This is a genomic window from Novosphingobium guangzhouense, assembly GCF_002896965.1.
In the GTDB taxonomy this organism is placed as follows: Bacteria; Pseudomonadota; Alphaproteobacteria; order Sphingomonadales; family Sphingomonadaceae; genus Novosphingobium; species Novosphingobium guangzhouense.
This window is the reverse complement of record NZ_LYMM01000034.1, coordinates 17,133-38,917: the sequence shown is the minus strand read 5'-3', so window position 1 is coordinate 38,917 and position 21,785 is coordinate 17,133. Positions and strand designations below refer to the sequence as shown.

19 protein-coding genes are annotated in these 21,785 nt (G+C 60.1%); 2 read left to right on the top strand and 17 right to left on the bottom strand.

Annotation, left to right across the window (positions count from 1 at the left end; genetic code table 11):
- Nucleotides 1-14: 14 nt before the first annotated feature.
- Nucleotides 15-890 carry a MaoC/PaaZ C-terminal domain-containing protein gene (locus A8V01_RS12625; protein ID WP_170065910.1) on the top strand — a complete coding sequence of 292 codons (876 nt, stop codon included), beginning with the start codon at nucleotides 15-17 and terminating at the stop codon, nucleotides 888-890.
- Nucleotides 877-2,052 carry an acyl-CoA dehydrogenase family protein gene (locus A8V01_RS12620; RefSeq protein ID WP_103096203.1) on the top strand — a complete coding sequence of 392 codons (1,176 nt, stop codon included), beginning with the start codon at nucleotides 877-879 and terminating at the stop codon, nucleotides 2,050-2,052. The genes A8V01_RS12625 and A8V01_RS12620 overlap by 14 nt, the downstream gene beginning before the upstream one ends.
- Before the next feature lie 94 nt (nucleotides 2,053-2,146).
- Here A8V01_RS12620 and A8V01_RS12615 read toward each other — a convergent pair whose 3' ends face one another.
- The 17 genes from A8V01_RS12615 to bphC form a co-directional block, all read right to left on the bottom strand.
- Nucleotides 2,147-3,331 carry an acyl-CoA dehydrogenase gene (locus A8V01_RS12615; protein WP_103096202.1) on the bottom strand — a complete coding sequence of 395 codons (1,185 nt, stop codon included), beginning with the start codon at nucleotides 3,329-3,331 and terminating at the stop codon, nucleotides 2,147-2,149.
- A gap of 416 nt (nucleotides 3,332-3,747) precedes the next feature.
- A complete protein-coding gene (locus A8V01_RS12610; RefSeq protein ID WP_103096201.1) occupies nucleotides 3,748-4,113 on the bottom strand; it encodes a c-type cytochrome in 366 nt (121 codons plus the stop codon).
- Nucleotides 4,114-4,144: 31 nt separating this feature from the next.
- Complete coding sequence (locus A8V01_RS12605) at nucleotides 4,145-5,611, bottom strand: FAD-binding oxidoreductase (protein ID WP_103096200.1); 1,467 nt, start codon at nucleotides 5,609-5,611, stop codon at nucleotides 4,145-4,147.
- A 13-nt stretch (nucleotides 5,612-5,624) separates the two neighbouring features.
- Nucleotides 5,625-5,849, bottom strand: a complete 225-nt coding sequence (locus A8V01_RS12600; RefSeq protein WP_008828115.1) for a non-oxidative hydroxyarylic acid decarboxylases subunit D — start codon at nucleotides 5,847-5,849, stop codon at nucleotides 5,625-5,627.
- On the bottom strand, nucleotides 5,846-7,300 hold the full coding sequence (locus A8V01_RS12595) for a non-oxidative hydroxyarylic acid decarboxylases subunit C (RefSeq protein ID WP_226869789.1): 1,455 nt from the start codon (nucleotides 7,298-7,300) through the stop codon (nucleotides 5,846-5,848). Before A8V01_RS12595 ends, A8V01_RS12600 begins: the two co-directional genes overlap by 4 nt.
- Nucleotides 7,301-7,319: 19 nt before the next feature.
- On the bottom strand, nucleotides 7,320-8,759 hold the full coding sequence (locus tag A8V01_RS12590; RefSeq protein ID WP_103096199.1) for an aldehyde dehydrogenase family protein: 1,440 nt from the start codon (nucleotides 8,757-8,759) through the stop codon (nucleotides 7,320-7,322).
- Nucleotides 8,760-8,800: 41 nt separating this feature from the next.
- Nucleotides 8,801-10,360: an FAD-binding oxidoreductase gene (locus A8V01_RS12585; protein ID WP_245892461.1), complete on the bottom strand. Its 1,560-nt coding sequence runs from the start codon at nucleotides 10,358-10,360 to the stop codon at nucleotides 8,801-8,803.
- Complete coding sequence (locus tag A8V01_RS12580; RefSeq protein ID WP_103096197.1) at nucleotides 10,357-10,926, bottom strand: hypothetical protein; 570 nt, start codon at nucleotides 10,924-10,926, stop codon at nucleotides 10,357-10,359. The genes A8V01_RS12585 and A8V01_RS12580 overlap by 4 nt, the downstream gene beginning before the upstream one ends.
- A gap of 2 nt (nucleotides 10,927-10,928) precedes the next feature.
- Entirely contained in the window at nucleotides 10,929-11,534 is a 606-nt protein-coding gene (locus A8V01_RS12575) for a UbiX family flavin prenyltransferase (protein WP_245892471.1), read from the bottom strand.
- A 166-nt stretch (nucleotides 11,535-11,700) separates the two neighbouring features.
- Nucleotides 11,701-13,173 (bottom strand): NAD-dependent succinate-semialdehyde dehydrogenase, encoded by a 1,473-nt coding sequence (locus A8V01_RS12570; RefSeq protein ID WP_103096195.1) that lies wholly within the window; start codon nucleotides 13,171-13,173, stop codon nucleotides 11,701-11,703.
- 132 nt (nucleotides 13,174-13,305) lie between these two features.
- Entirely contained in the window at nucleotides 13,306-15,804 is a 2,499-nt protein-coding gene (locus tag A8V01_RS12565; RefSeq protein ID WP_245892459.1) for a TonB-dependent receptor, read from the bottom strand.
- A gap of 27 nt (nucleotides 15,805-15,831) precedes the next feature.
- Nucleotides 15,832-18,012 carry a TonB-dependent receptor gene (locus A8V01_RS12560; RefSeq protein ID WP_103096193.1) on the bottom strand — a complete coding sequence of 727 codons (2,181 nt, stop codon included), beginning with the start codon at nucleotides 18,010-18,012 and terminating at the stop codon, nucleotides 15,832-15,834.
- A 27-nt stretch (nucleotides 18,013-18,039) separates the two neighbouring features.
- Complete coding sequence (locus tag A8V01_RS12555) at nucleotides 18,040-18,633, bottom strand: 2-hydroxychromene-2-carboxylate isomerase (protein ID WP_103096192.1); 594 nt, start codon at nucleotides 18,631-18,633, stop codon at nucleotides 18,040-18,042.
- The gene (locus A8V01_RS12550) at nucleotides 18,630-19,892 is read right to left on the bottom strand and encodes an aromatic ring-hydroxylating dioxygenase subunit alpha (RefSeq protein ID WP_103096191.1); all 1,263 of its coding nucleotides are present in this window, start codon (nucleotides 19,890-19,892) and stop codon (nucleotides 18,630-18,632) included. The genes A8V01_RS12555 and A8V01_RS12550 overlap by 4 nt, the downstream gene beginning before the upstream one ends.
- Before the next feature lie 24 nt (nucleotides 19,893-19,916).
- Entirely contained in the window at nucleotides 19,917-20,405 is a 489-nt protein-coding gene (locus A8V01_RS12545) for an aromatic-ring-hydroxylating dioxygenase subunit beta (protein WP_008828126.1), read from the bottom strand.
- Nucleotides 20,405-20,731, bottom strand: coding sequence for a non-heme iron oxygenase ferredoxin subunit (locus tag A8V01_RS12540; protein WP_103096190.1), 327 nt, complete (start codon nucleotides 20,729-20,731; stop codon nucleotides 20,405-20,407). Before A8V01_RS12540 ends, A8V01_RS12545 begins: the two co-directional genes overlap by 1 nt.
- A gap of 44 nt (nucleotides 20,732-20,775) precedes the next feature.
- Nucleotides 20,776-21,675, bottom strand: coding sequence for a biphenyl-2,3-diol 1,2-dioxygenase (bphC, locus tag A8V01_RS12535; RefSeq protein WP_103000333.1), 900 nt, complete (start codon nucleotides 21,673-21,675; stop codon nucleotides 20,776-20,778).
- Between the last annotated feature and the right edge of the window lie 110 nt (nucleotides 21,676-21,785).

Genomic DNA, 21,785 nt, shown 5'->3' with positions numbered 1-21,785 from the left:
CAGGGAAATTGAAAGTGACAATCGATCCGCAAAAATTGCTCAACTTTCGTATTCCTGCGGTTCGTCAGACCGTCACTCCACGCGATGCTGCATTTTACGCCTTATCGATCGGGATGGGGCGAGATCCTACCGACCTCTCGCAGCTGCCATTCGTGGATCCCCTTCGTGGACCGGTTGCCATGCCCGGCATGGCGCTCGTTCTCGCGAGTCCCGGGTTCTGGCTGGGGCACCCTGATTCCGGTGTGGATCCGGTTTCCGTCCTGCATGCCGGTCAATCCATGGTACTGCTTGGCCCGGTTCCGGCAACTGGCGAAGTCGAAAGCACAACCCGCGTCACCCACATTGTCGACAAAGGCGTGGGCAAGGCCGCGTTGATATTCACCGAAACCAATATCCGCGATGATTGCGGCACCTGCTTTGCCTGTCTTGAACGTACGATCTTCATTCGCGGCGGCGGCGGGTTCGGAGGGGAAGGCGAAGCTCCGCGAAGTTCGCCGGTACCCGTGGCGGAAGGCAATGCCGCTCTTGTCATTGACCTGACGACCGGTCCCGAACAGGCCCTGATCTATCGTCTAAATGGAGATCTCAACCCGCTGCACAGCGATCCAGCAATCGCGGCGCGCGCCGGGTACAGGATGCCGATATTGCACGGCCTGGGCACGATGGGCATCATCGTTCACGCCATCCTCCGCGGGCGGCTCGGCTACCAGACCGAGCGCCTGCGCGCAGTGCAACTGCGTTTCGCCGCACCGGTGTTCCCTGGTGAAACCATCAGAACCGAAATCTGGAATAATGGCGCTTTTCGGGCATCGGTGCTCGAGCGCGACGTCATCGTTGCAGATCAAGGGTTTTTCACAATCTCTCAGGATGAGGGCGATGCAGTTTCTTAGTCCTTTCGAACCTCAACACTTTCACGAAATCCGCGACGGTGTGCGCCGGCTGTGTGAAAAGTTCCCGGGTGAATATTGGCGCAAGCTCGACGCTGATCGCGAATATCCGACTTCTTTTGTCGATGCGTTGACGAGCGCTGGCTATCTTTCGGTACTTATACCCGAGGAATATGGCGGATCAGGTCTGGGCCTTTCGGCTGCAGTTGCCATCCTTGAGACGATTCAAGCGATGGGTTGCAACGGAGCGGCATGCCATGCCCAGATGTATAACATGGCCATCATCCTTAGACATGGATCGGATGAGCAAAAGCGCCTTTATCTGCCCGCGATCGCAAGCGGCGCACTGCGCTTGCAGGCTTTCGGCGTAACCGAGCCGGGAAGCGGCTCCGATACCACTGCGTTAAGGACGACGGCAGTTCGCGATGGGGACTATTTCGTGGTGAGCGGCCAGAAAATCTGGACCAGTCGCGCCGAACACAGCGATCTCATGCTGCTGCTAGCGAGGACTTCGCCGCGCGATCAAGTGACGAAGAAAACCGACGGTCTTTCCATATTCATCGTCGATATGAACCAGGCTCGCACCGCGGGTTCGCTAACGATCCGGCCTATCCGCACCATGATGAACCATGCCACGACGGAACTTTTCTTCGACAGGATGCGCATCCCGGTCGCCAATCTCTTAGGCAAAGAAGGCAAGGGCTTTCATTGCATCCTTTCGGGCATGAATGCGGAAAGAGTTCTTATTGCTGCCGAATGCGTCGGTGATGCAAAATGGTTCACCCGAAAATCCATTGCTTATGCCAATCAACGGGTGGTGTTCGATCGCCCCATTGGCATGAACCAGGGCGTCTCTTTTCCGATCGCGCGAGCCCACGCAAATATGCGCGCTGCCGAGCTCATGGTCCATGAGGCCGCGCGCCTTTGCGAAGCGGGGCTTGAACATGGACCCGAGGCGAACATGGCAAAAATGCTTGCCGCGGACGTAGCAGTCGAAGCGGGCAACGCCTGCATCCAGACATATGGCGGATATGGCTTTGCTGAGGAATACGACATCGAACGGAAATTTCGAGAGGCCCGCCTTTATCAGGTGGCACCTGTTTCGACCAATCTCATATTGTCATTCATCGCAGAGCATGTCCTGAAACTACCGCGAAGCTATTGAGGCGGCCACCACGCTCCGTCGTTTCCGCTCACTCGACACAACGACTGTTGCTGCGACCAGGCAGCGCAACACTGAAGAAGAAAGGTGGCCTACCCTAGAATGCGGCAATGCCAGTGAGTGCTCGGCCAAGGATGAGCGCGTGTACATCGTGCGCGCCTTCATAGGTGTTGACGGTTTCCAGATTCACCATGTGCCGCATGACTTGATATTCATCGCTGATGCCATTACCGCCGTGCATGTCTCGGGCATGGCGCGCAATATCAAGCGATTTTCCGACATTGTTACGCTTGACGAGAGAGACCATCTCCGGCGCGAACCTGCCTTCGTCCATTAGGCGGCCGACACGCAATGAGGCTTGCAACCCTAGCGCAATGTCCGTTTGCATATCGGCGAGCTTCTTTTGATAAAGTTGGTTGGCGGCAAGCGGCTTTCCAAACTGGTGCCGATCAAGTCCATATTGGCGGGCTGCGTGCATGCAATACTCCGCGGCGCCGAGCGCTCCCCAACTGATCCCATAGCGTGCGCGGTTTAGGCAATCGAAGGGGCCCTTGAGACCCTGGACCCCGGGGAGCAAGGCTTCTTCGTCAACCTCAACCTCGTCCATCAAGATCATGCCGGTGGTCGAGGCACGCAGGCTGAGCTTGCCCTTGATCTTGGGAGCGGAAAGCCCCTTCAGGCCCTTTTCAAGCACGAAGCCGCAAATGGCCCCATCATGTGCTTCGCTCTTTGCCCAGACAACAAAGACGTCGGCGAAAGGAGCATTCGAAATCCATGTTTTGATGCCGGAAAGGACATAGCCACCATCAATCCTCTTCGCGATTGTGCGCATGCCCGCAGGATCAGATCCCGCATCAGGTTCTGTCAGGCCGAAGCAGCCGATCAGCGAGCCTGCGGCTAGGCCAGGCAGATATTTAAACCGCTGTTCTTCCGAGCCGAAAGCAAAAATCGGATACATGACGAGCGAGCTTTGCACCGATGCCATTGACCGATAGCCCGAATCCACGCGCTCAATCTCACGCGCGATCAGGCCGTAGGAGACATAGCCAGCTCCAGCACCGCCATAAGACTGTGGGATCGTCGCTCCAAGCAAGCCGGCTTGTCCCATGAGTGGAAACAACTCTGCTGCGTCCAGCTCTTCGCGGAAGGCATTGATGACCCGGGGCTGAAGTTCCCCTTGCGCGAAGCCATGAGCCGCATCACGCACCATTCGTTCTTCTTCTGTCAGTTGATCATCGAAGTTGAAGGGATCGCTCCAATCAAACCGTGCCATCTCGATCATAAATTCCACTCGTCATGTGATATCATTCGGTTCAGATGCAGTAATGGCGAGCAGCTCTTCAAGCGTTACCGCGAACCTTGTGAGTTGGACAAATCCCGAAAGTGAAAAAATCCGCGCAAATACCCGCATGCGGTTGTAGCGAGCTGAAATTCCCAGGAAGGCTACGCTGCCGAGCGCAAGGCCAACCGGGCCAGCGAGGAAAGCTGGACCGAAAGCGCTTTTGTGGTGCGGCGAGCGGAACCAGACAACAGCGTAACTAAGCGATCACTTGTGTACCGTAGCTATCGATAATGACGACTATCAAACACAAGGTGCGTGCTCACCAAAGCAACCAGCTATCCGCATACTCCGTTGGCACCCTAGCAATTTCAGCCTTACGAACCCTGTCGACCTTTTCCGCCCAGCTTGATTTGACCTCAAAGTGCCTTGTTTTTGGCGGGTTCGGCCTTTGCGGCGGGAAGCTTCTGCGCCACGATGTGATCGTAGATCTGCTTGATCTCCGCGTCCGACAATTCGGTCGGTCGGAACGGCGGCATTTCGATCAGGCCCTGGCGAACGACCGAATGTAGGTAATCGTAATCTAAGTCCTTGCGACCGATGAGCGAAGGCACCGGAGCACCTTTTTCGGCCAGCAGCATGGTGCCACCGTGGCCCGGGCCGGGGTTGTGGCAACCTGCGCAGTAACGCTCATAATTCTCCGCACCGTCCACCACTGATTCGCCTTGTGCGGACGAACAGGCAGCAAGTGCAGCGAAAAGCGAAAGGGCGAGGAACTTATTCATTTTACCTCCGCAGGCATGGCGACGCATCGGCTCAGACCGAGGCAAAGATCGAGTTGGGATCAAGCGCCTGCTTGACCCGCGCATGCAGGGCCGAGCGGCCACCCTTTTCATAGGTCTTGGCAACCGCCGCCCCCAGCCCGGGGTCGGTCAGGATCTGGCCGAAGCCGGCCTCGGCCTGCGCGGCGATCAGGGCTTCGGCGCAGGTCTTGGCCCGTACCGCATCCTCGCCCTTCCCGGCGGCATGGGGCAGCACCTGGCGATGGTTGGCCGAACGCCAGATCGCGGTGGTTTCGCCAACGAAGTCGAAGCCGTTTTTGGCACAGATATCGCGCGACAGTTCATAGAGCTTGACGGCTTCCTCGCCATCCACAGGGCTGACCGGGTTGACCGTAAGCGCCATGTCGCCGCTCCAGCCTGCTGTCCTGGCCGGGGGATCGGCCACCACACCGGTCATCGTGCCCATCCGCCAGGCCCACAGCTTGGGATCGATGCCCTTGCCATCGGTAATCACCCTTGCGCCGCTGATCGACGAGAACGCGCCCTTGACCATGTCCCACAGGATCGCGACGTTGCCGGGCAGGCCATAGAGCGAGCCGTAAAGGTTCCAGTAGCCTAGTCCGAGCACCTCACCAGCGGCCTTGACCGCGCTTGCCGCCATCGGCCCCTGGCCCTCAAAATCGGCGCGGCGCTTGCCGAGCAGGGCCGCTTCGTGGAGCGCATTGCCCACCGCGACGCCATTGGCCACCACCATGTTGAGCTTGAGCGGCCCGAGCACGTCCAACAACGCGCCCAGATCGTCCTCCTTGGGGACCGAGACCATGAAGGTCTGGTGCGCCGGGGGCTGCGGCATCATCCACATGCCCACCTTGGTCACCACCCCGAAATCGGACTGGGTGAACAGGCCATCGACCCAAGGGCCATAGCCGAACTTGAACAGCTGCCAGCAGGTGCTCTTGGGCATGGCGCCCATGCCGGTGCGCACCATCTTGCCATCAGCCAGCATGACCTCGAGCCCGCACTGCATCAGGAAATGATCGGAATAGGGGGTGTAGCCGGGGCGGCGGTTGATGAAACTGGCGGCCACGCTTTCATCGGGATTGCCGGGAAAGTCGACCCACAGCTTAATTCCCTTTTCCTTGATGTGGGCATCGAGCTGGCGGAAGGTGACGCCCGGTTCGACTAGGCAGGTGGCCAGTTCGTCATTGACCTCGAGGACCTTGTTCATCTTCTGCAGGTCAAGCACGATCACCTTGTCCTGTACGGCTTTTTCAAGTCCGTAGGCGCCGTTGCAGACCGTCTGGACCACACCGCCGCTGGTGCGCGCAGCTTCCAGCACCCTGGCGAGCTGGGCTTCATCGGCCGGAAGCACCACGCCTGCCGGTGCCATCCCTGGGACAGCATAGCGGGCAAGGGTCTGCGGGCTGATATCGACGGCGGCCTTGCCCAGTGCCTGGGCGAGGGTGCCGAGCGTGGCCGTCTGGCGGGCTTGGTCGATCATGGCGTTGGGAGCCTTATTGCTGGAGAATCTTGGGATAACGCTGGAGATCGCCGGCATCGACGGCGAAATCGGCTGAGCGCACAGCCGGGTCGATAGCGCGGGCCGGTTCGCTGTCGCGCCAGGAAAAGTTGCAGGTCGGGCAGCGCAGGATCGTCCACACGACCGCGCCGTCCTGCCTGCCCTGATGATCGGTGACAGCGCCGCTCGATTTGCAGCGCCCGCAGACGGTGGTGGTCATGACAGGGCTCCCAGCTGCATTTCGCGGATCCGCTTGCTCAGGGCGTCGATCTCGTCCCCGGTCGGCGGGGTGACAAGGTGCGCTTCACCCACCGGATCGGGCGGGAGATAGCTGGTCGCGTCGATGATCAGGCGGTGCCCCTTGCCCGGGACCACTGCCGAAGGATCGATCGGCACGGCAGGCATGTTGGGCAGCACGATAATATCGTCCGCACGGGTGCGGGTCGAAAGCGCCCACATCACCTGATTAAGATCGAACGGATCGACATCGGCATCGACCATAATCAGGTTCTTGAGGTACATCACGCCGTGCGGCGTGCTCAGCGCGCGCAGCGCGACCGTCTTGGCAAAGCCGGCCATGCGGTTTTTGACCGAGATGATCCCGGTCAGTCCGTGCTGGTAAAGCGCGTTGACCGCGGTGACTTCGGGGAAGCTCTGGCGCAGCTGGGCATAGATCGGGGCGGAGGTGTGCAGGCCGATCAGCGTATCGTGCTCGGTCCAGCCGCGCCCGATGTAAATGTTCTCGAAGATCGGATCGCGCCGGTGCGACACCGCCGTGACCTTGAAGATCGGCGCCTTGCGCACGCCGCTGTAGGAACCGGGGAATTCGCCGAACGGCCCTTCCAGCTCGCGTTCACCCAGTTGCAGTTCGGCCTCTATCACGATTTCGCTGTCGGCCAGGATGTCGATCCCGTTGCCCGATTTGGTCAGCCGGATTGGCGCGCCCATCATCGCCGAGGCATAGGAATATTCCGATTCCTCGTAGCCGATCGGGGTGGCAGCAAACACCGCAAGGCCGGGATGATTACCTAGCATGACCGCAATCTTTAGCGGAACGCCTTCCCGTTCGGCCGCCATGATCTGACGTCCCATGTCGTGGGAGGGGATCGTCATCAGGGTGAAGCTGTCCGGCCCTTGGATCTGCAGGCGATAGATGCCGACATTCTGCTTGCCGAAATTGTCTGGATCGAGCGGATCGCGCGAGGCGACCGAGGCCTTGCCGATGTAGAACCCGCCATCATATTCGTTGATCCGATAGACCGGCAGGACATCGTAAAGGTTGATGTCCTGTTCGATCCGGCATTCGTGCACCGGGGCCTGGGCTTCTGGGACAAAGCTGATTTGCGCTTCCTGATCGCCCCAGCGGCCGGCGATCTCGAAGAAAAGCTCGCGGATGGTCGTGCCCTTAGGTCGGCCCAGCAGCAGGGCGATGTTGTCCCACGAACCATGGACGCCCACCGCCAAGCGCTTGCCGGGGTAACCGGTGATATTGTCGAATACGATCGCCGGCGCGCCGTTGGCATCGCGCGATGCGGCGACGGCTATGTTGCGCACGCCGGGTTCGGGCATCACCGCATCGCTCCAGGTGATCGCCTGGCCGGCATCCTCGAGCAGTTCGAGGAAGTCGCGCAGCGACGAGATCGAGCGGGCGCGGTTAGGGAGATCGTTCATGGTCATTCGTTCCCGCCTGTCAGTGTCCGCCCTCAGTCGCCGACTGGATCGTGACCCATTTCCATTCGGTCATGATCTCGAGATCGGCTTCGGTGCCTTCGCGCCCGAACCCAGAGGCCTTCGTTCCGCCGAACGGAACGTGCGGCTCGTCGTGCAGGGTCGGCGCGTTGATGTGGACCATCCCCGCTTCGGCCCGCTGGGCAAAGGCCAGCGCCTTGTCGAGATCGCGGGTGAAGATAGAGGCGCTGAGGCCGTATTCGGTGTTGTTGGCGAGTTCGAGGGCTTCCTCAAGTGTGTCGAACGGAAAGAGCGAGGTGACCGGGCCGAAGGTCTCTTCCTCGAACACGGTCATTTCGGCTGTAACGCCGCGCAGTACCGTCGCTGAGCATACGTTTCCGTTCCACTCAGCACCGGCTAGCAGCTCTGCGCCCTTGGACCGGGCATCGTCGATGTGGCGGCGGACCCGGTCGCGCTGGCGTTCGGAAATTATCGGGCCCAGCATGGTTGTAGGATCGCGCAGGTCGCCCCTCTTGGCGCGGCCTGTCGCGGCGGCGAAGGCCTTGGCGAACTGGTCGAAGATCGACCGTTCCACATAGATCCGCGAAGCCCCCATGCAGACCTGGCCCTGGTACATGAAGATGCTGAACAGCGCGGCGTTGACCGCCTTGTCCAGATCGGCATCGGCGCAGATCACCAGCGGGCTCTTGCCGCCCAGCTCCAGCGTGTACTTCTTGAGGTTGCGGGCAGCGATTCCGGCGATGTGCTTGCCGACGCGCGAGGACCCGGTGAAGGTTATCGATGCGACCTTGGGATGGCCGGTCAGCACGTCGCCGATCTCCGCGCCATTGCCGTAGACCACGTTGAACAAGCCGTCGGGAACGCCGGCCTCCTTCCACAATTTAGCGAGCAGATCGGCGATCATTGGCGCGGCTTCCGAGGGTAGCAGCACGAAGGCGTTGCCTGTGGCCAGGGCCATGGCCGACTGTTTGATCCCCTTGATCAGCGGCACGTTGAACGGGGTAATCCCGGCGACCACACCGACCGGCTGGCGCAGGCTCATGCTGAACCGCCCAGGGGTGTCCGAAGGGATCGTTTCCCCCCGAATCCGGCGCGGCACGCCGATCGCCGCGCGCAGGAAGCTGACCGCGAAGCGGGTTTCGAACCCGGCCTTGGCGATCGGCGAACCGATTTCGTCGACCAGCACGTCGGCGAACTTGGCGGTATCGCGCTCCATGATTTCGGCGGCTTTCGCGATCCACCCTTCGCGCACTGCGGCGGGCAGATCGCGATGCTGGAGATAGGCCTGATGCGCGTTCTCCACGGCGCGGTTCACGTCTTCCGCAGTGCCGGCGGGAACCCGGGAATAGACCGAATCATCGACCGGGTTAAGATCGTCGAAATAGGCCCCGCCCGTTGCAGCCACGGCGGTGCCGCCAATCCAGTGCTCAATTTGCGTCATGGTCGTCAATCCTTGAAGTCTTTGTTCAGCCGGCCGTGTGATTACGCTTGGTTGCGCATCGCCTGGGGCCATATCCCCTGCTTGCCGGGGGAGAGGATGCCGTTGGGGTCGAGCACGTCCTTGAGACGGTGGTGCAGGTCCCACAGCGCCCCATCGTTGTGCTTATAGGTCTTGGCGATCTGGTCCATGAAGGCGAGGTGGGTGCGGTATTCGCCGAAGCCCGCACCGGCTGCCTCGTCTACCAGCTTGCCGAACAGGTCATAGGCGCTCTTGCGCATGCCGTCGTCGGCGCGATCGTACATGATCATCAGGATGTGGTGCATGTCGCGCCAGCCGACCAGGAATTCGCCGATATAGTCGAACCCGAAATCGTGGCAGCGTTGCTTGATCAAGTTGTATTGGCTCAGCGCTTCCTTGCCGTCGGGTGCCGAGATCGGCGAGAAGTTGATATGCCCGCCGCCGCCGATCCAGTTCATGATGCTGAATTCGGTCATGTTGGGTTCACCGCGCATCAGCTGGACGCGATAGTCCCAGGCGGGGTCGTTCTCGCGGTCAAGGTGCAGTTTGGCACCCGGAATGCTCATCATCGCTTCCTCGACGAGCTTCCAGTTGTTCTCGATGATCGGTGGCGGGCCATAGAGCGCTGCGTAGAAGTTCCACATGCCTAACCCATGATCCGACGCGATCTTTTTGCGGATCGAATCTGGGATAGGGCCCTTGCCGTCGAAGTAATGGCGACGCGTGGTCTTGGCGGACACTTCCCACAACAGATCGACCGCCACAGCGGCGTTCGGGATAACCTGGTTGATTTTCAGCGGCAGCACCGCATCGAAGATTGCGGCAAGGTCTTCCTCGCGCTCGTAAGTGATCATGAACGGCTTGTAGCCCGGCGGTTCGGGCATCAACCAGATACCCATCTTGGTAACAATGCCGAAATTGGACTGGGTGAACATGCCATCAAAATGCGGACCGGCTGCATGCTTGGTGGATTGCCAATGATGCGACCCCTCGATCGCGCCCTGACCGGTGCGGACGACCTTACCGTCGGCAAGGACCACTTCCATGCCGCACTGCATGACGAAGTGATCGCCGTAGGGGGTGTAACCCGCGCCATGTTCAAGCGCGTTGCCCATGACGCCGCCCCAACCTGGTGCCGCAGGATCGACCCAAAGCTTGCTGCCGATCTTGCGCAGATGGCGGTGAAGCTGAAAATAGGAAACGCCTGGTTCGACCAGCGCATAGCCGTATTTCTCGTTGACTTCGAGAATGCGGTTCATACGCTTGAGGTCGAACATGACATAACCGGACTGGCGCGGGGCCGGGCCACCATAAGCGAAATTGCGGCCGTTGCCGAATGTCCAGATCGGCAGCTTGTAAGCGTTGAATACCTTCAGTGCCTGCTGAATCTGTTCCATGTTGGCCGGTGCCACGGCAGCCGAGGGCAGCATCTCGCCATCGGCCAGCGGTGAATAGGCGTCGCGATAGGCCGACAGCGGCAGTTCATCGACGAAGACCCATTCCTTGCCGACGATAACCGCTAATTCGTCCAGAGCCTTGGTAAAGGTTGCGGCGTCGACGCCTTGTGGCATGCGCGTACTCACGACTGCTGTACTCCCACTTCGAATGCCCATGAAACCAGCATGCCGGGGCTCTTGCCATCGAGGCCGCAATGTCCTGACTGGCACCGCAGTTCGGCATCCTGGCGATCGCCGACGAGCGCATCCTGCATGTGGTGGGCAAGAACGCTGGGCCAGCCGACGCTGGCCCGCGCAAGCAGCGTTGGCGCGCCGACAGTCTGGTGTTCCCAGCGCAGTTTGCGGTATTGATGGGTCCACTGCAGTAGCGGGCGGGCGCCGCCGGCCACAAGGATCTGCCCGGCGATCATCGCCGCGGGATCGGAAGTAAGGCCGACCAGCACGCCTTCAACCGCTTCAAGTTCATGCAGCAGGCCGTTGAAGCTCCGGTCGATCCGGACAACCTGCGCTGCGCGCCCCGAATTGATAAAGGTTTCGGCAAATAGTCGACTTTCAGGAACGTGCGTCTCTTCGATGACGATGATCTTGCGCGGCCGCTGAGCAAAAGCGCTGCGGCCGATTCCCAGACCGGCAACGACAGCACCCACGGCGCCACCGCTCACGACGGTGCGACGGCTGACATCCCACGCCATTCTCAATTCCCTTCCATTTGCCCAGCACCCGAAACAAGGCTTGCCGCCTCTTTGCTAAGGCCTTGCCAGCGTTTCTCCGACTTCAAATGAAGCCCGAACAGATCCAGTACCCGCATGCAGCTGTGATCGACCACGTCGGCCAGCGAGGTCGGCCGCGCATAGAAAGCCGGCACCGGGGGGAAGATCACTGCCCCCATTTCAGTGCAGGTCGTCATGTTGCGCAGGTGCGCCAGGTTGAGCGGCGCTTCGCGGGTGATCATCACAAGGCGGCGCCGTTCCTTCAGCATCACGTCGGCCGCACGGGTGATGAGGTTGTCGGACAGGGCGTGCGCCACCGCGCCCAGCGTGCGCATCGAACAGGGCGCGATCGCCATGCCTTCGCACACGAACGAACCGCTGGCGATCGAGGCGCCGACGTTGCGGACGTTGTGCACCACATCGGCCAGTGCTTCGAGCCGGGCTTTGCCTTCGGGCAGTTCCTCGCGAATGTTGAGCAGCGCCGCCGGAGACATCACCAGATGGGTTTCCCAACCGCCCGTCTCGCGCAGTAGCTCAAGCAGGCGAAGGCCATAGACCGAGCCGGTTGCGCCGGTCATCCCCACGACCATGCGCTTCACGGCAGGAGACTTTCCTGCGCGTTCTGGGCGGTCAAGGTCGCATAAGGCCTAACCCTGAAGGGCATGCTGAATTCCGTCTCCCACTCTTTTGCCGACATCATACAATGCATTCCGCATTGAGCAACGAAAATCTTGACTCCTCGGGACCGCATTCCGCTTACACCGGACTCTCATTCCGGACCCCAACACTGATGGTCTTCATCTCCAAGAATTCTTCAATACCGTGTCGCGAACCTTCTCGGCCAAGTCCCGATTCCTTGATGCCGCCAAACGGTGCGGTCTCGGTCGAGACGATGCCGCTGTTTAAGCCGACCATCCCGGTCTCAAGTCCTTCGGAAACCCGCCAGGCGCGGTCAATGTCGCGGGTGAAGGCATAGGCCGCCAGCCCCGAGCGCGTGGCGTTGGCAAGCGTCAGCGCTTCGACCTCGGTTTCGAAACGGAACACCGGGGCAACCGGCCCGAAAGTCTCCTCGTCCGCTAGCCGCATCGCCGGGCTCGCTCCGGTCAGAACAGTTGGTTGGAAGAACAGCTCTCCGGCCTCGTGTCCCTTGCCGCCTGTGACCAGCTGGGCACCTTGCGCCACGGCGTCGGCGACATGCCCGTGAACCTTGGCCAAGGCTGATGCGGTGATTAACGGTCCCTGGTCGGTTGCACCTTCAAGGCCGTTGCCGACCCGGAACGCGGAGACCCTGGCGGCCAGCGCCTCGACGAAGCGGTCATGAATGCCGCTCTGCACCAGGATCCGGTTGGCGCAAACGCAGGTCTGTCCGGTGTTACGGAATTTCGATGCGATCACCCCCTCGACCGCCTGATCGAGATCGGCATCGTCGAACACTAGCAGCGGGGCATTGCCGCCCAGTTCCATCGAAACCCGTTTCAGGGTGGTGGCGCATTGCGCAGTCAGCAGCTTGCCAACCGCGGTCGAACCGGTGAAAGTGAACTTGGTGACATCGGGATGGCTGGTCAGGACCGATCCGATCGCGGGTGCATCCCCGCAGACCACGTTGAACACGCCGGGCGGAATGCCCGCTTCGAGAGCGAGCTTTGCCAGAGCGCAAGCGGTCAGCGGGGTGAGTTCGGACGGTTTGAGGGTCACGGTGCAGCCCGCCGCCAGTGCAGGCGCGACCTTGCGGGTGATCATCGCGGCGGGAAAGTTCCACGGCGTAATGGCGCCAGCCACGCCGACCGGCTGACGGATCACGATAATCCGCCGCTCGGAACTGGCCGGAATGACCTCGCCATAGACACGGCGCGCCTCTTCGGCGAACCACTGGATGAAGCTTGCGGCGTAATCGACCTCGCCCAGTGCTTCGGCCAGCGGTTTGCCCTGTTCGGCGGTCATCAGCAAACCAAGATCGTGGCGATGGAGCCGGACCAGCGCCAGCCAGTCATGCAGCAGGCGCGCGCGTTCCTGAGCGGGCCGCTTGCGCCAATCGATGAAGGCGCGGGAATTGCTTTCAATTGCCCGGTGCGTCTGGGCAGCGCCCAGCTTGACGACATTCGCCAGCGTTTTTCCGGTTGCCGGGTTAGTGACCGCGTAGGTAGAGTCGGCACAGATCTCGGTGCCGTCGACAAGCGGCTGGCCGGTCAGGAAATCGCTGCGCTCGAGCGGGGGGATCGTAACGGTCAAGTCGTTGCTCCTTTGGCCCCAAGACAAGTTGCCGATACCAAATTAGACGGTGAGGTGTCTGGCAGGTTCTTGGTCGGTGCCACCAGAAGGTTGAGGGCGGCGGCGGACCGCCGCCCTCGGGAGTGGTAAGTGTCAGTACTTATAGGCGAGCTTGAGGAACCATTCACGCGGGCGTGAATAGGTTGCCACCGCTGTTCCAGCGACGTTGGGATCGACGAAACCGCCCTGGATATAGCGTTTGTCCGTCAGGTTGGTCACGCCAGCGGTCACCGTATAGTGCTCGCTCTTCTCGGTGAACGAAGCACTGGCACCGAACACGCTGTAGCCAGGCTGGCGCAGTTGCGGGCTGTTGATCGCATCCTTGAAGGTTTCGCTCTGGTACGACCAGTCGCCGCGCAGAGTCAGTTTGCCCATGTCGCCTTCATAGACGTCGGCATTGAACGAGGCCGATCCGGTCCATTCCGGCACGAAGGCGAACTTCGAGTTCAGGTTCACGGGGAACGCGAACGGATCAATGGAGCGGTAATAGGCATCAAGATAGCCAACGCCGAAGGTCAGGCGTAGCCAATCGGTCGGAGCCGCCTCGCCTTCGACTTCAAAGCCTTTGATCCGGCCGGTACCGGCGTTTCGTGCCCGGGGGGCGATGCCTTCGCTGACGACGACCTGGATGTCATCGTAGTTTGACATGAACGCGGCGAGGTTCAGGCGCAGACGGCGATCCAGCAGCTCGGTCTTGAGGCCGAGTTCGTATGATTCCACGAATTCGGGCCTGAACGACGGCGCAACCTGTTCAGCCGGGAAGATCCGCTGCGTGAATCCGCCGTTCTTGAAACCCTTGGAATAGGAGGCATAGACAAGGATATCGTCAGTGATCTTGTAGTCAGCCGAAATTGCCGGCGTCCATTCCTTGGCCTTGGCGGCAACCTGGACTGCCGGCATCGTGTGGTTTCCACCAGGGTTTGTGGCGGCTGGTGCGCAGCCTCCAGGCAGCGGGAAGCCGAACAGCGGGCTCGTCGGATCGGTCACCAGCAAGGGAACCGGCTGGCCGGTTACGCATTGGCTGAATGCAACGAACACGCCTTGCGGGTATGGAATGATGCCTGCCTGCCCCAGCGGAACTGTGTAATCGTTGTAGATCGTCTGGAACGAGGGATCAAAACGCTTGGTCTCATTGGTATAGCGGATACCCGGCGTAATCGAGAACCGATCGGTCACTTTGAAGGTCGCCTGCAGATAGCTGGCATAGCTGTCGTTATCGATCTTGCCGCCGCTGAGGAAATCGGCAAAGCCAAAGTGCAGGTCATTCTTGTCCTGGCCTTTTTCCTTCAGGTAAAAGGCACCCAGAACGAACTTCACGCGATCGTTCAGGATGCTGCCGGTCAATTGCAGTTCCTGCGAGGCCTGCCAGAGGTCAATGTTGTTGGTCGACTCAAGGTAGGGATGCGGTGTGGCGTCGAAGTCCCACACAGTCGTGGCCTTTTGATTACGGTAGGCGCTGATCGACTTCAGGTTGATGTCGCCGAAATCATAATCCATCGTCAGCGTAGTGCCCCACAGGTCGAAATCTGACTGGTTCTTGCCATCAGACCAGGTCGTGTCGATATCGCCCGTGATCCACTGCTTGGTGGCGCAGCTTGGATTGTTGACCGGCGCTAGCTGGCCATCCGCACCGCAAGCACCGGCGCCGCCACGAAGCTTGTTCCAGGCATAGGTCGCACTGGGGAAAACTACGCTCCGACCATTCAACTGTACGACCTGCAGCAGGTTCGGCGATTCAAACAGGTCTACCAGAGTAGAGGCAGCTGCCGCCTCGCGGCGGATGTTGATATCCCCGCTCAGGTTGACGGTCAGTTTATCGGTCGGCTCCCACTTGAACGCAATGCGTCCGCCGAAGCTGTCCTTGTTGCCCTGGCGGCCGCCGTCGAACAAACGCTTCTGATAGCCGTCGCGGGTTTCATAGGAAGCAACCGCGCGCATTGCGAGATTGTCGCTCAGAGGCACGTTGATCATGCCCTTGAAATCGGCGCGGTTGAACCGTCCGGTTGCCGCTTCGAGCTTCATGTCGAACTCGTTCTGAGGTTCGACGGAATTGACGACGATCGCGCCGCCGATGGTGTTCTTCCCGAACAGCGTGCCCTGGGGCCCGCGCAGGACCTGCACGCTCGAAACGTCGGCCATGTCGAGCAGCGCACCGACCGAGCGGGCAACATAGACGCCATCGACATAGACGCCCACGCCCGGGTCGACCGTGATATTGAAATCGGTCTGGCCCACGCCGCGGATGAACGCGGTGATCGAGGCACTGGAACCGGAGAGGTTGGCTACCGGCGAGATGCTGACGTTCGGCGCGAACTTGGCGACTTCCGCAACGTTGACGATCTGCTTTTCTTCCAGCATCGCCCCGGTCATCGCTGTGATCGCGACCGGCGTTTCCTGCAGGTTCTCGGCCCGCTTGCGCGCAGTCACGATGATTTCACCTAGACCGCCGGTATGTTGCTCCTCAGCCTGAGGCTCACTTGCTGCGGCGTCCTGCGCATGCGCCGCCATCGGTGCGAGCCCGATTGATCCGACGATCGCCGAGGCGCTGGCGCGCAGGACGACCTTCCGGAAATTGAAAGATCGGTTTGTCATTGGCATTCTCCCTTTTGTTTTGTCACTTTACAACTTGGCCTCGATTGTCATTCCAATCTTACGAGGTTGTTCATAGAACCCGTCGGTGCCCAACGTTCCGGGGCGCACGGTTTGCAGCACCTTCTCGTTGGTCAGGTTCGTCACCCACAGGCCGACCTTGAAGGCTTCGCTTCCAGGCTGCCAATTGATCGAGAGGTTGGACAGGGTGTAGGGGCGTTGCGAGAATATGTTGGCGAAGTCGTAGTATACCCTGGAACTCCACAGCAGATTTCCGGCCAGAGTGACGCGCCCGCTGCCGACGTCATGGCTCCAATCAAACCCCACATTGCCCGACCATTCGGGCGCCCGGGTCATGACCTTGCCTGAAGCATCGTAGGGAGCAGCCACGTTGCCGACGTAGTTGCCGTTGCCATTCACGATCGGCGTAAAGCCCTGGGCGTTGGAGAAATCCTTATAGCGGGCATGGGTATAGGCAACCGCCGCACGCAGCCTTAGGTCGCGGACCGGATTGATGATGGTCTCAAACTCGCCGCCATAGATTTCGGCGTTGGCTGCATTCTGCAGGATGTATCCGGGACCGGTCGGAGCCTTCGACTGAAGTTGGAGGCCCTTGTAGTCGTAATAATAGGCGGCTAGGTTGGTGCGCAGCCAGTCCAGCGGATCGGACTTAATCCCGAATTCAGCCGCCTTGATGTTCTCCGGGTTGACCGGGGTGCCGCTGATTCCCGCCATGTTGTATACCCCGCTCTTGAACGCGGTGCTGTAGGTGGCGTAGACGTTGGTCTTGTCGGTCACCTCATAACGGACACCGACTTTGTAGTTGAACTTGTTGAACGTTTTTGAAACGTCATCGACCAGCAATACTCCATTGTTGGTTTGGCTAAACCAGCGCGTCTCGGTAGTGTATCGGCCGCCGAGCGTGATGAACAGGTTCGGCTGAACCTCATAGGTGCCTTCGGCAAAGACCGCGAATGAGCGTCCATCAAGCTTGGGTGTCAACGACGGCCCTGCCAGGGGCAGAGCTGGGTTGGTGGTGGTCCAAGGCTCGAGGACCGGGGCACCACCGCCGAACTGATAGAAGTACCCGCCGACCAGCCACTGGAAGCGGCCGGGATTGGCCGAACTCAGCTTGATTTCCTGACTGCCCGACTCCGATTCAAACACTGCCGGAAAGTTCGACAGCTTTATGTTCGAGGCATCGCCATCGGTCGTCTGCCGCCAGCGCAGGTTGAGAAAACCGGTGGTGGTTTCAAGCAGGACGCTACCCAGATCGAGCCGGGTGTGCAGTGCCGCGCTCCAACGTGTGAGGTTGAGCAACGGCACCTCGGTCAACGAGGCCTGCCAGGCATGGGTCGGTACGATCACGCCCGGCCAATTGTTGCCTGCGGTGTTGCCATCCAGCGGCTGCGGCGAATTGGTGGTGCTTTCCTGGTTGAAGTATTCCCCGGTCAGAACAACCTTGAAATTGTCGGTCGGCTTGAACAGCAACTTGCTGCGCAGGTCGATGACGCGCTGGTTGCCCAGAGTGCCTCCACGGACCAGATCGTCGATGTATCCGTCGTTTTTGCGGAAAAGCGCGGCAAAGTCGGCCGCGACCTTGTCGCCCATTGGCCCGGTGAAATAGAGCCGGGCGTCGTAATCGCCGGCATCTCGCCTCATCCGGCCCAAGCGCAGCGAAGCCTTGCCGCGGAAGTCGAAGCTGGGATCGGGGGTGATGACGTTGATCAGTCCGCCGGTGGCATTGCGACCGAAGGTCGTGCCCTGCGGCCCGCGCAGCACCTCGACCCGCTCGACCTCGACCAGGTCGATCCAGTTGGCGGCCGATTCCGGTTGGTAGACGCCGTCGACGTAGGTTGCGATATTGGGTTCATCACCAACCGAAATGCCGGTTGAGCCGACGCCGCGTACGACCGGCTGGAAGACACCCATATTACGGCTGCCGATGAAGCCTGGCACAACCTGAGTGAGGGAGCGGACCGTTGAAACATCGGCGGAAGCAAGAGCATCGCCGGTAACCGCAGTAACTGCAACCGGCACGGTTTGCAGCTTGGCCTCGCGCCGAGTGGCGGTGACGATAATGTCACCTAGGCCCGTGCTTGCAGCCTGGGACTCGTCCGTTTCGCTTGTGATGTCTTGTGCTAAGGCCATCTGCGGCGTCAGCGCGGTCACTCCCAACAAAGCGACAAAATAGCAGTCCTTCTTTTTCATGCATCCCCCCTTGTGTAATCGAATTTTTTATTTTAACTTCTTCAAATACTCGGCAAGAAAATCCAATCGGTCATTTCCCCAGAAAATCTGGTCGTCAACGAACATCAGCGGCGCACCGTACACGCCGCGCTGGATCGCCTGGCTCCGGGCCTTGCGATATTCGTTCTGGCCAGTCGGCGATTCGACGAAGGCAATCAGCGCCTCGGCGTCGAGACCAGCTGCTGTGGCGCATGCGGCCAGCTCGTTGCGGTCGCCCGGGTCGATCCCCTGGCCCCAGATCCGGCGGTAGGCATCGGTCACAAATGCCTCGGCCTTACCGTGCTCGCGGGCGAACAGCACCGCGCAATTCCAGTCTGCGCAAGCGAAGCTCGCCGGAAAGGTGAGGGGCACCCCATAGCGTTCGGCCCAGCGCTCAAGGTCTGCCTTCATGACCTTGATCTTGGGCAAGACTTCGCGATTGGACGGGCCATAGTTGCCGGCGGCAATTTTGGCTTCAGGAATGTCAATCGGCCAGTATTCCACCGTGCTTCCCGCTGCCCGCGCGATCTCCGGCAGCTTGAGCTGGGCAAGGTAGCTGAACGGGCTGATGAAATCGAAGTAGAAGTCGATCGTGCGGGTCATGCTGGTTCCACCTCAAAGCCGACCATTTCGCGATAATTGTCCCAGAAGCCGATGATCGCGCCCTCGGTGACGAGATGGTCGGCATCCTCGGCTCGACCGCCACCCATCGCGATGTAGGACGTCGCGCTTGCCTCGCCGACGATGGCGTTCTGGACGATCTCCACCGCTTCGCCGTCTTCCATCGAAATGAGCCCTGCAGGTCCGATCAGGTTAGCCTGTTTGAGCCGGATGGCCTGCATTTCCTCGTCGTCGTCCTGGTAGCCGAAATGGGTCCAGACCAATTCGAATTCGTCTGGGCCGTAAGTCACGGTCTGGCGTACGGCGAGCGTGTTCTGGATCTGCTGGAGGACGAGGTTGGGGTAGACCGCGAGGATCACCAGAGTGACATTGTCCGCGAACTCCTGCCGACCTTTCAGCAGCGACATGTCCTGCAGCTTGAATTCGGTGTCGAAGGTGCGGGAATCGCCGTAGGCCTGCTTGTCGGCGGCATCGTCGTTGCTAGCCGCGATCGAATAGAGCAGCGAGTGGCGTTTGTTGGCATCCATAAGCGCCTTACCGGTCTGGGTTGAGCGATACAGACCGAACGTGTTGTGGAATAGGTGCAGCAGGCTCGCGTGGTAGGGATCGCGGGTGTTCTCCGCGTAAAGCTTCCAATTCCCGCGGATGCGCTGGCGCTGGTCGCCCAGAACGGTGACGGGTTTGCACATGATCCGCTCGATCTGCTCGACCACGATCGGACCGAGGAAATCACGGCAGGATTCAACCGTTTCGGAGAAAGAAGCGAAGACCAGACCGTTGACCGATTCGGTGCGTAACTGTCTCAGATTGTGCTGGCTCATGTCAAAATCGCCCGGCATCCCGCCTTGCCCCTTGAGGCCGCGGCGGAAGGGCACGCCGATCAGGTTACCCTTCAGGTCGTAGGCCCACTGGTGGTAGACGCATTCCAGACTTGAGCGGTTGCCGCGCATTTCGCGGCAGACCAGGGCACCGCGATGGGCGCAGCGATTGACCACGACATGCACCGAGCCGTCGCTGTCGCGCGTGAGGATCACCGGCGTTTCGCCCACGAAGGTCGATTTGAAATCACCTGCCTTCGGAACTTCAGCTTCAAGTCCGACGAAGGACCAGCAGTCACCCTTAAAAATTTTCTCCTGTTCGCGATCATAGTACTGGCGATCGGTGAAAACGCGGTACGGAACCCGGCATCCGGCAGTGGACGGGGCTTGATCCAAGGTGTCTTGTTGCTGGGCAATGGACATGATTGGGTGCTTTCAACTTTGCAGCTAGATCGGGCGGACCATCATCGTATCGATGAGGTGGGTGTCGAAGATTGCGGTCTTGGAAAGGAAGCGCGAGCCAGCCCCGGAAACGTCGATTTGATCGACATATTTTCCGGAATTGTAGATCGACGTCTGACCGTCGTTGCGCGTCATCAGGACCACATAGTTGGTCTGTGTGGTGACGATCTGCCCGCTGGTCGACTTCACGCGGGTCGGACCGAGAATATGCCGGTAGCTGTGCGCGGGAAAGATATTGGCGCGGCGCAAAGAGACGATGCGATCGACCAGCATGCCGCGGCTGTCGCAGAACACCGCAGCCAGGTTCAGCGAACGATTGTGGTTCTCCGCTGAGATCACACTGTACTGGCACTTTTCTTCAAACAGGTTAGGCCATTCTTCCAACCGGTCGTCATCGATCAGTTCCGCATGAAGCGCATTAAGTTGCGCAGCGGCATGCTGAAACTGCATCTGCTCAAGGGTGGGAAGGCCCATCAGACTGCTCCTTCGGGCTTCGTGATGCAGACCCAGCCATCCTCGATTTCGACCGGATAGGACGCGATCGCCACTTGGCAGGGAAAGGCCTTGGCTGCGCCGGTCTTGATGTCGAACGAGCCGCCATGGAACGGACACTCGATGATGTCGCCATCCTGATATCCGTCGGTCAGCATGGCATTGCCGTGAGTGCAAAGATTGTCGGTAACGAAAATCTCGCCATCAACATTATATACTGCGAGGGCGGGCATTCCTTCGGCGAACGCCGCGACCGGCTCGCCGTCTTTTACGCCGGCAACTTCACAAAGGCGCAATTGGTTCGACATGATGGGGTTGTTTTCCTGTCAAGAATTGATTTACATGGAGATTGTCACAGCAGCGGAACGTCCATTCCGTAACCGGCAGCCTCGTTGCCATGACCGAAGATGTCACGGGTGTAGTATTCCTGCTGGCTCGGCGCCTGGCGCGCACCCCAGCCAAATTCCCACAGCCAACCCGACGGGTTAGCGCAGTAAAACGTCAGGGCCTGGTCGTTGGCGTGCTTGCCCAACTGGAGCGCGACGTCAATCTTCTTCGCACGCACAACGTCATGGGCCATGCCGAGATCATCGAGTTCGGTGTATTCGAACATCAGGTGATTGATGCGCTTTTCCATCGGCCCAAGACCGAAAGCAACAGAATGCTGTCGTTCGTTGCAGTGCATGAAGTAGGGCTGGGCAACCATGCCGTTCGGCAGATGAAGGTGGTATTCGACTGAACCGCGCAGACCCAGCAGTTCATAGAAACGAGCCGCCGCCTCGACATCGTCCTGGCGCAGAATGCAGTGCCCAACGCCTTGCGATCCGGTCAGGAACTTGCCGAACATCGGACGGCCAGGATGAAACGGCTTGTGCGTATCGACCTGGGGGCCGAAGAAGATCTCGGTCGGATTGCCGCCCGGATCGGCCAGCTTGAGTAGCCCGAGAACGCGGCGCTCGCGCGCGTCGGCTTCGGTGCCCACGGTGAAGGGGATTCCCGCCGCGCTCAGCTTTTCCTGCATCGCGGCGAATTCCTGCGGCCCGGCCACGCGCCAGCCCATGTAGGCCAGGTCATCGCTGCCATCAGCGTGCAGAACGATGCGGTGATGCCAAAGGTCCATCCGCAGATAGAGCCGATCCCCTTCGCCTTCATCGACGACTTCCATGCCGGCGACTTCGGCGGCGTAAGCGCGCCAGGCAGCGAGATCGGAAACGGAAAGACCAAGATAGCCGAGTTCGGTGACGACCGACATAGTTCAAACTCTCCCAATTCACCCCAAAACAGGGCCATTTTGCGATTTGCTGGCAACCTTGCTTCGATTCGAGCCGCCGGTTTCAGCCATTTCTGACCCACGACCTACCA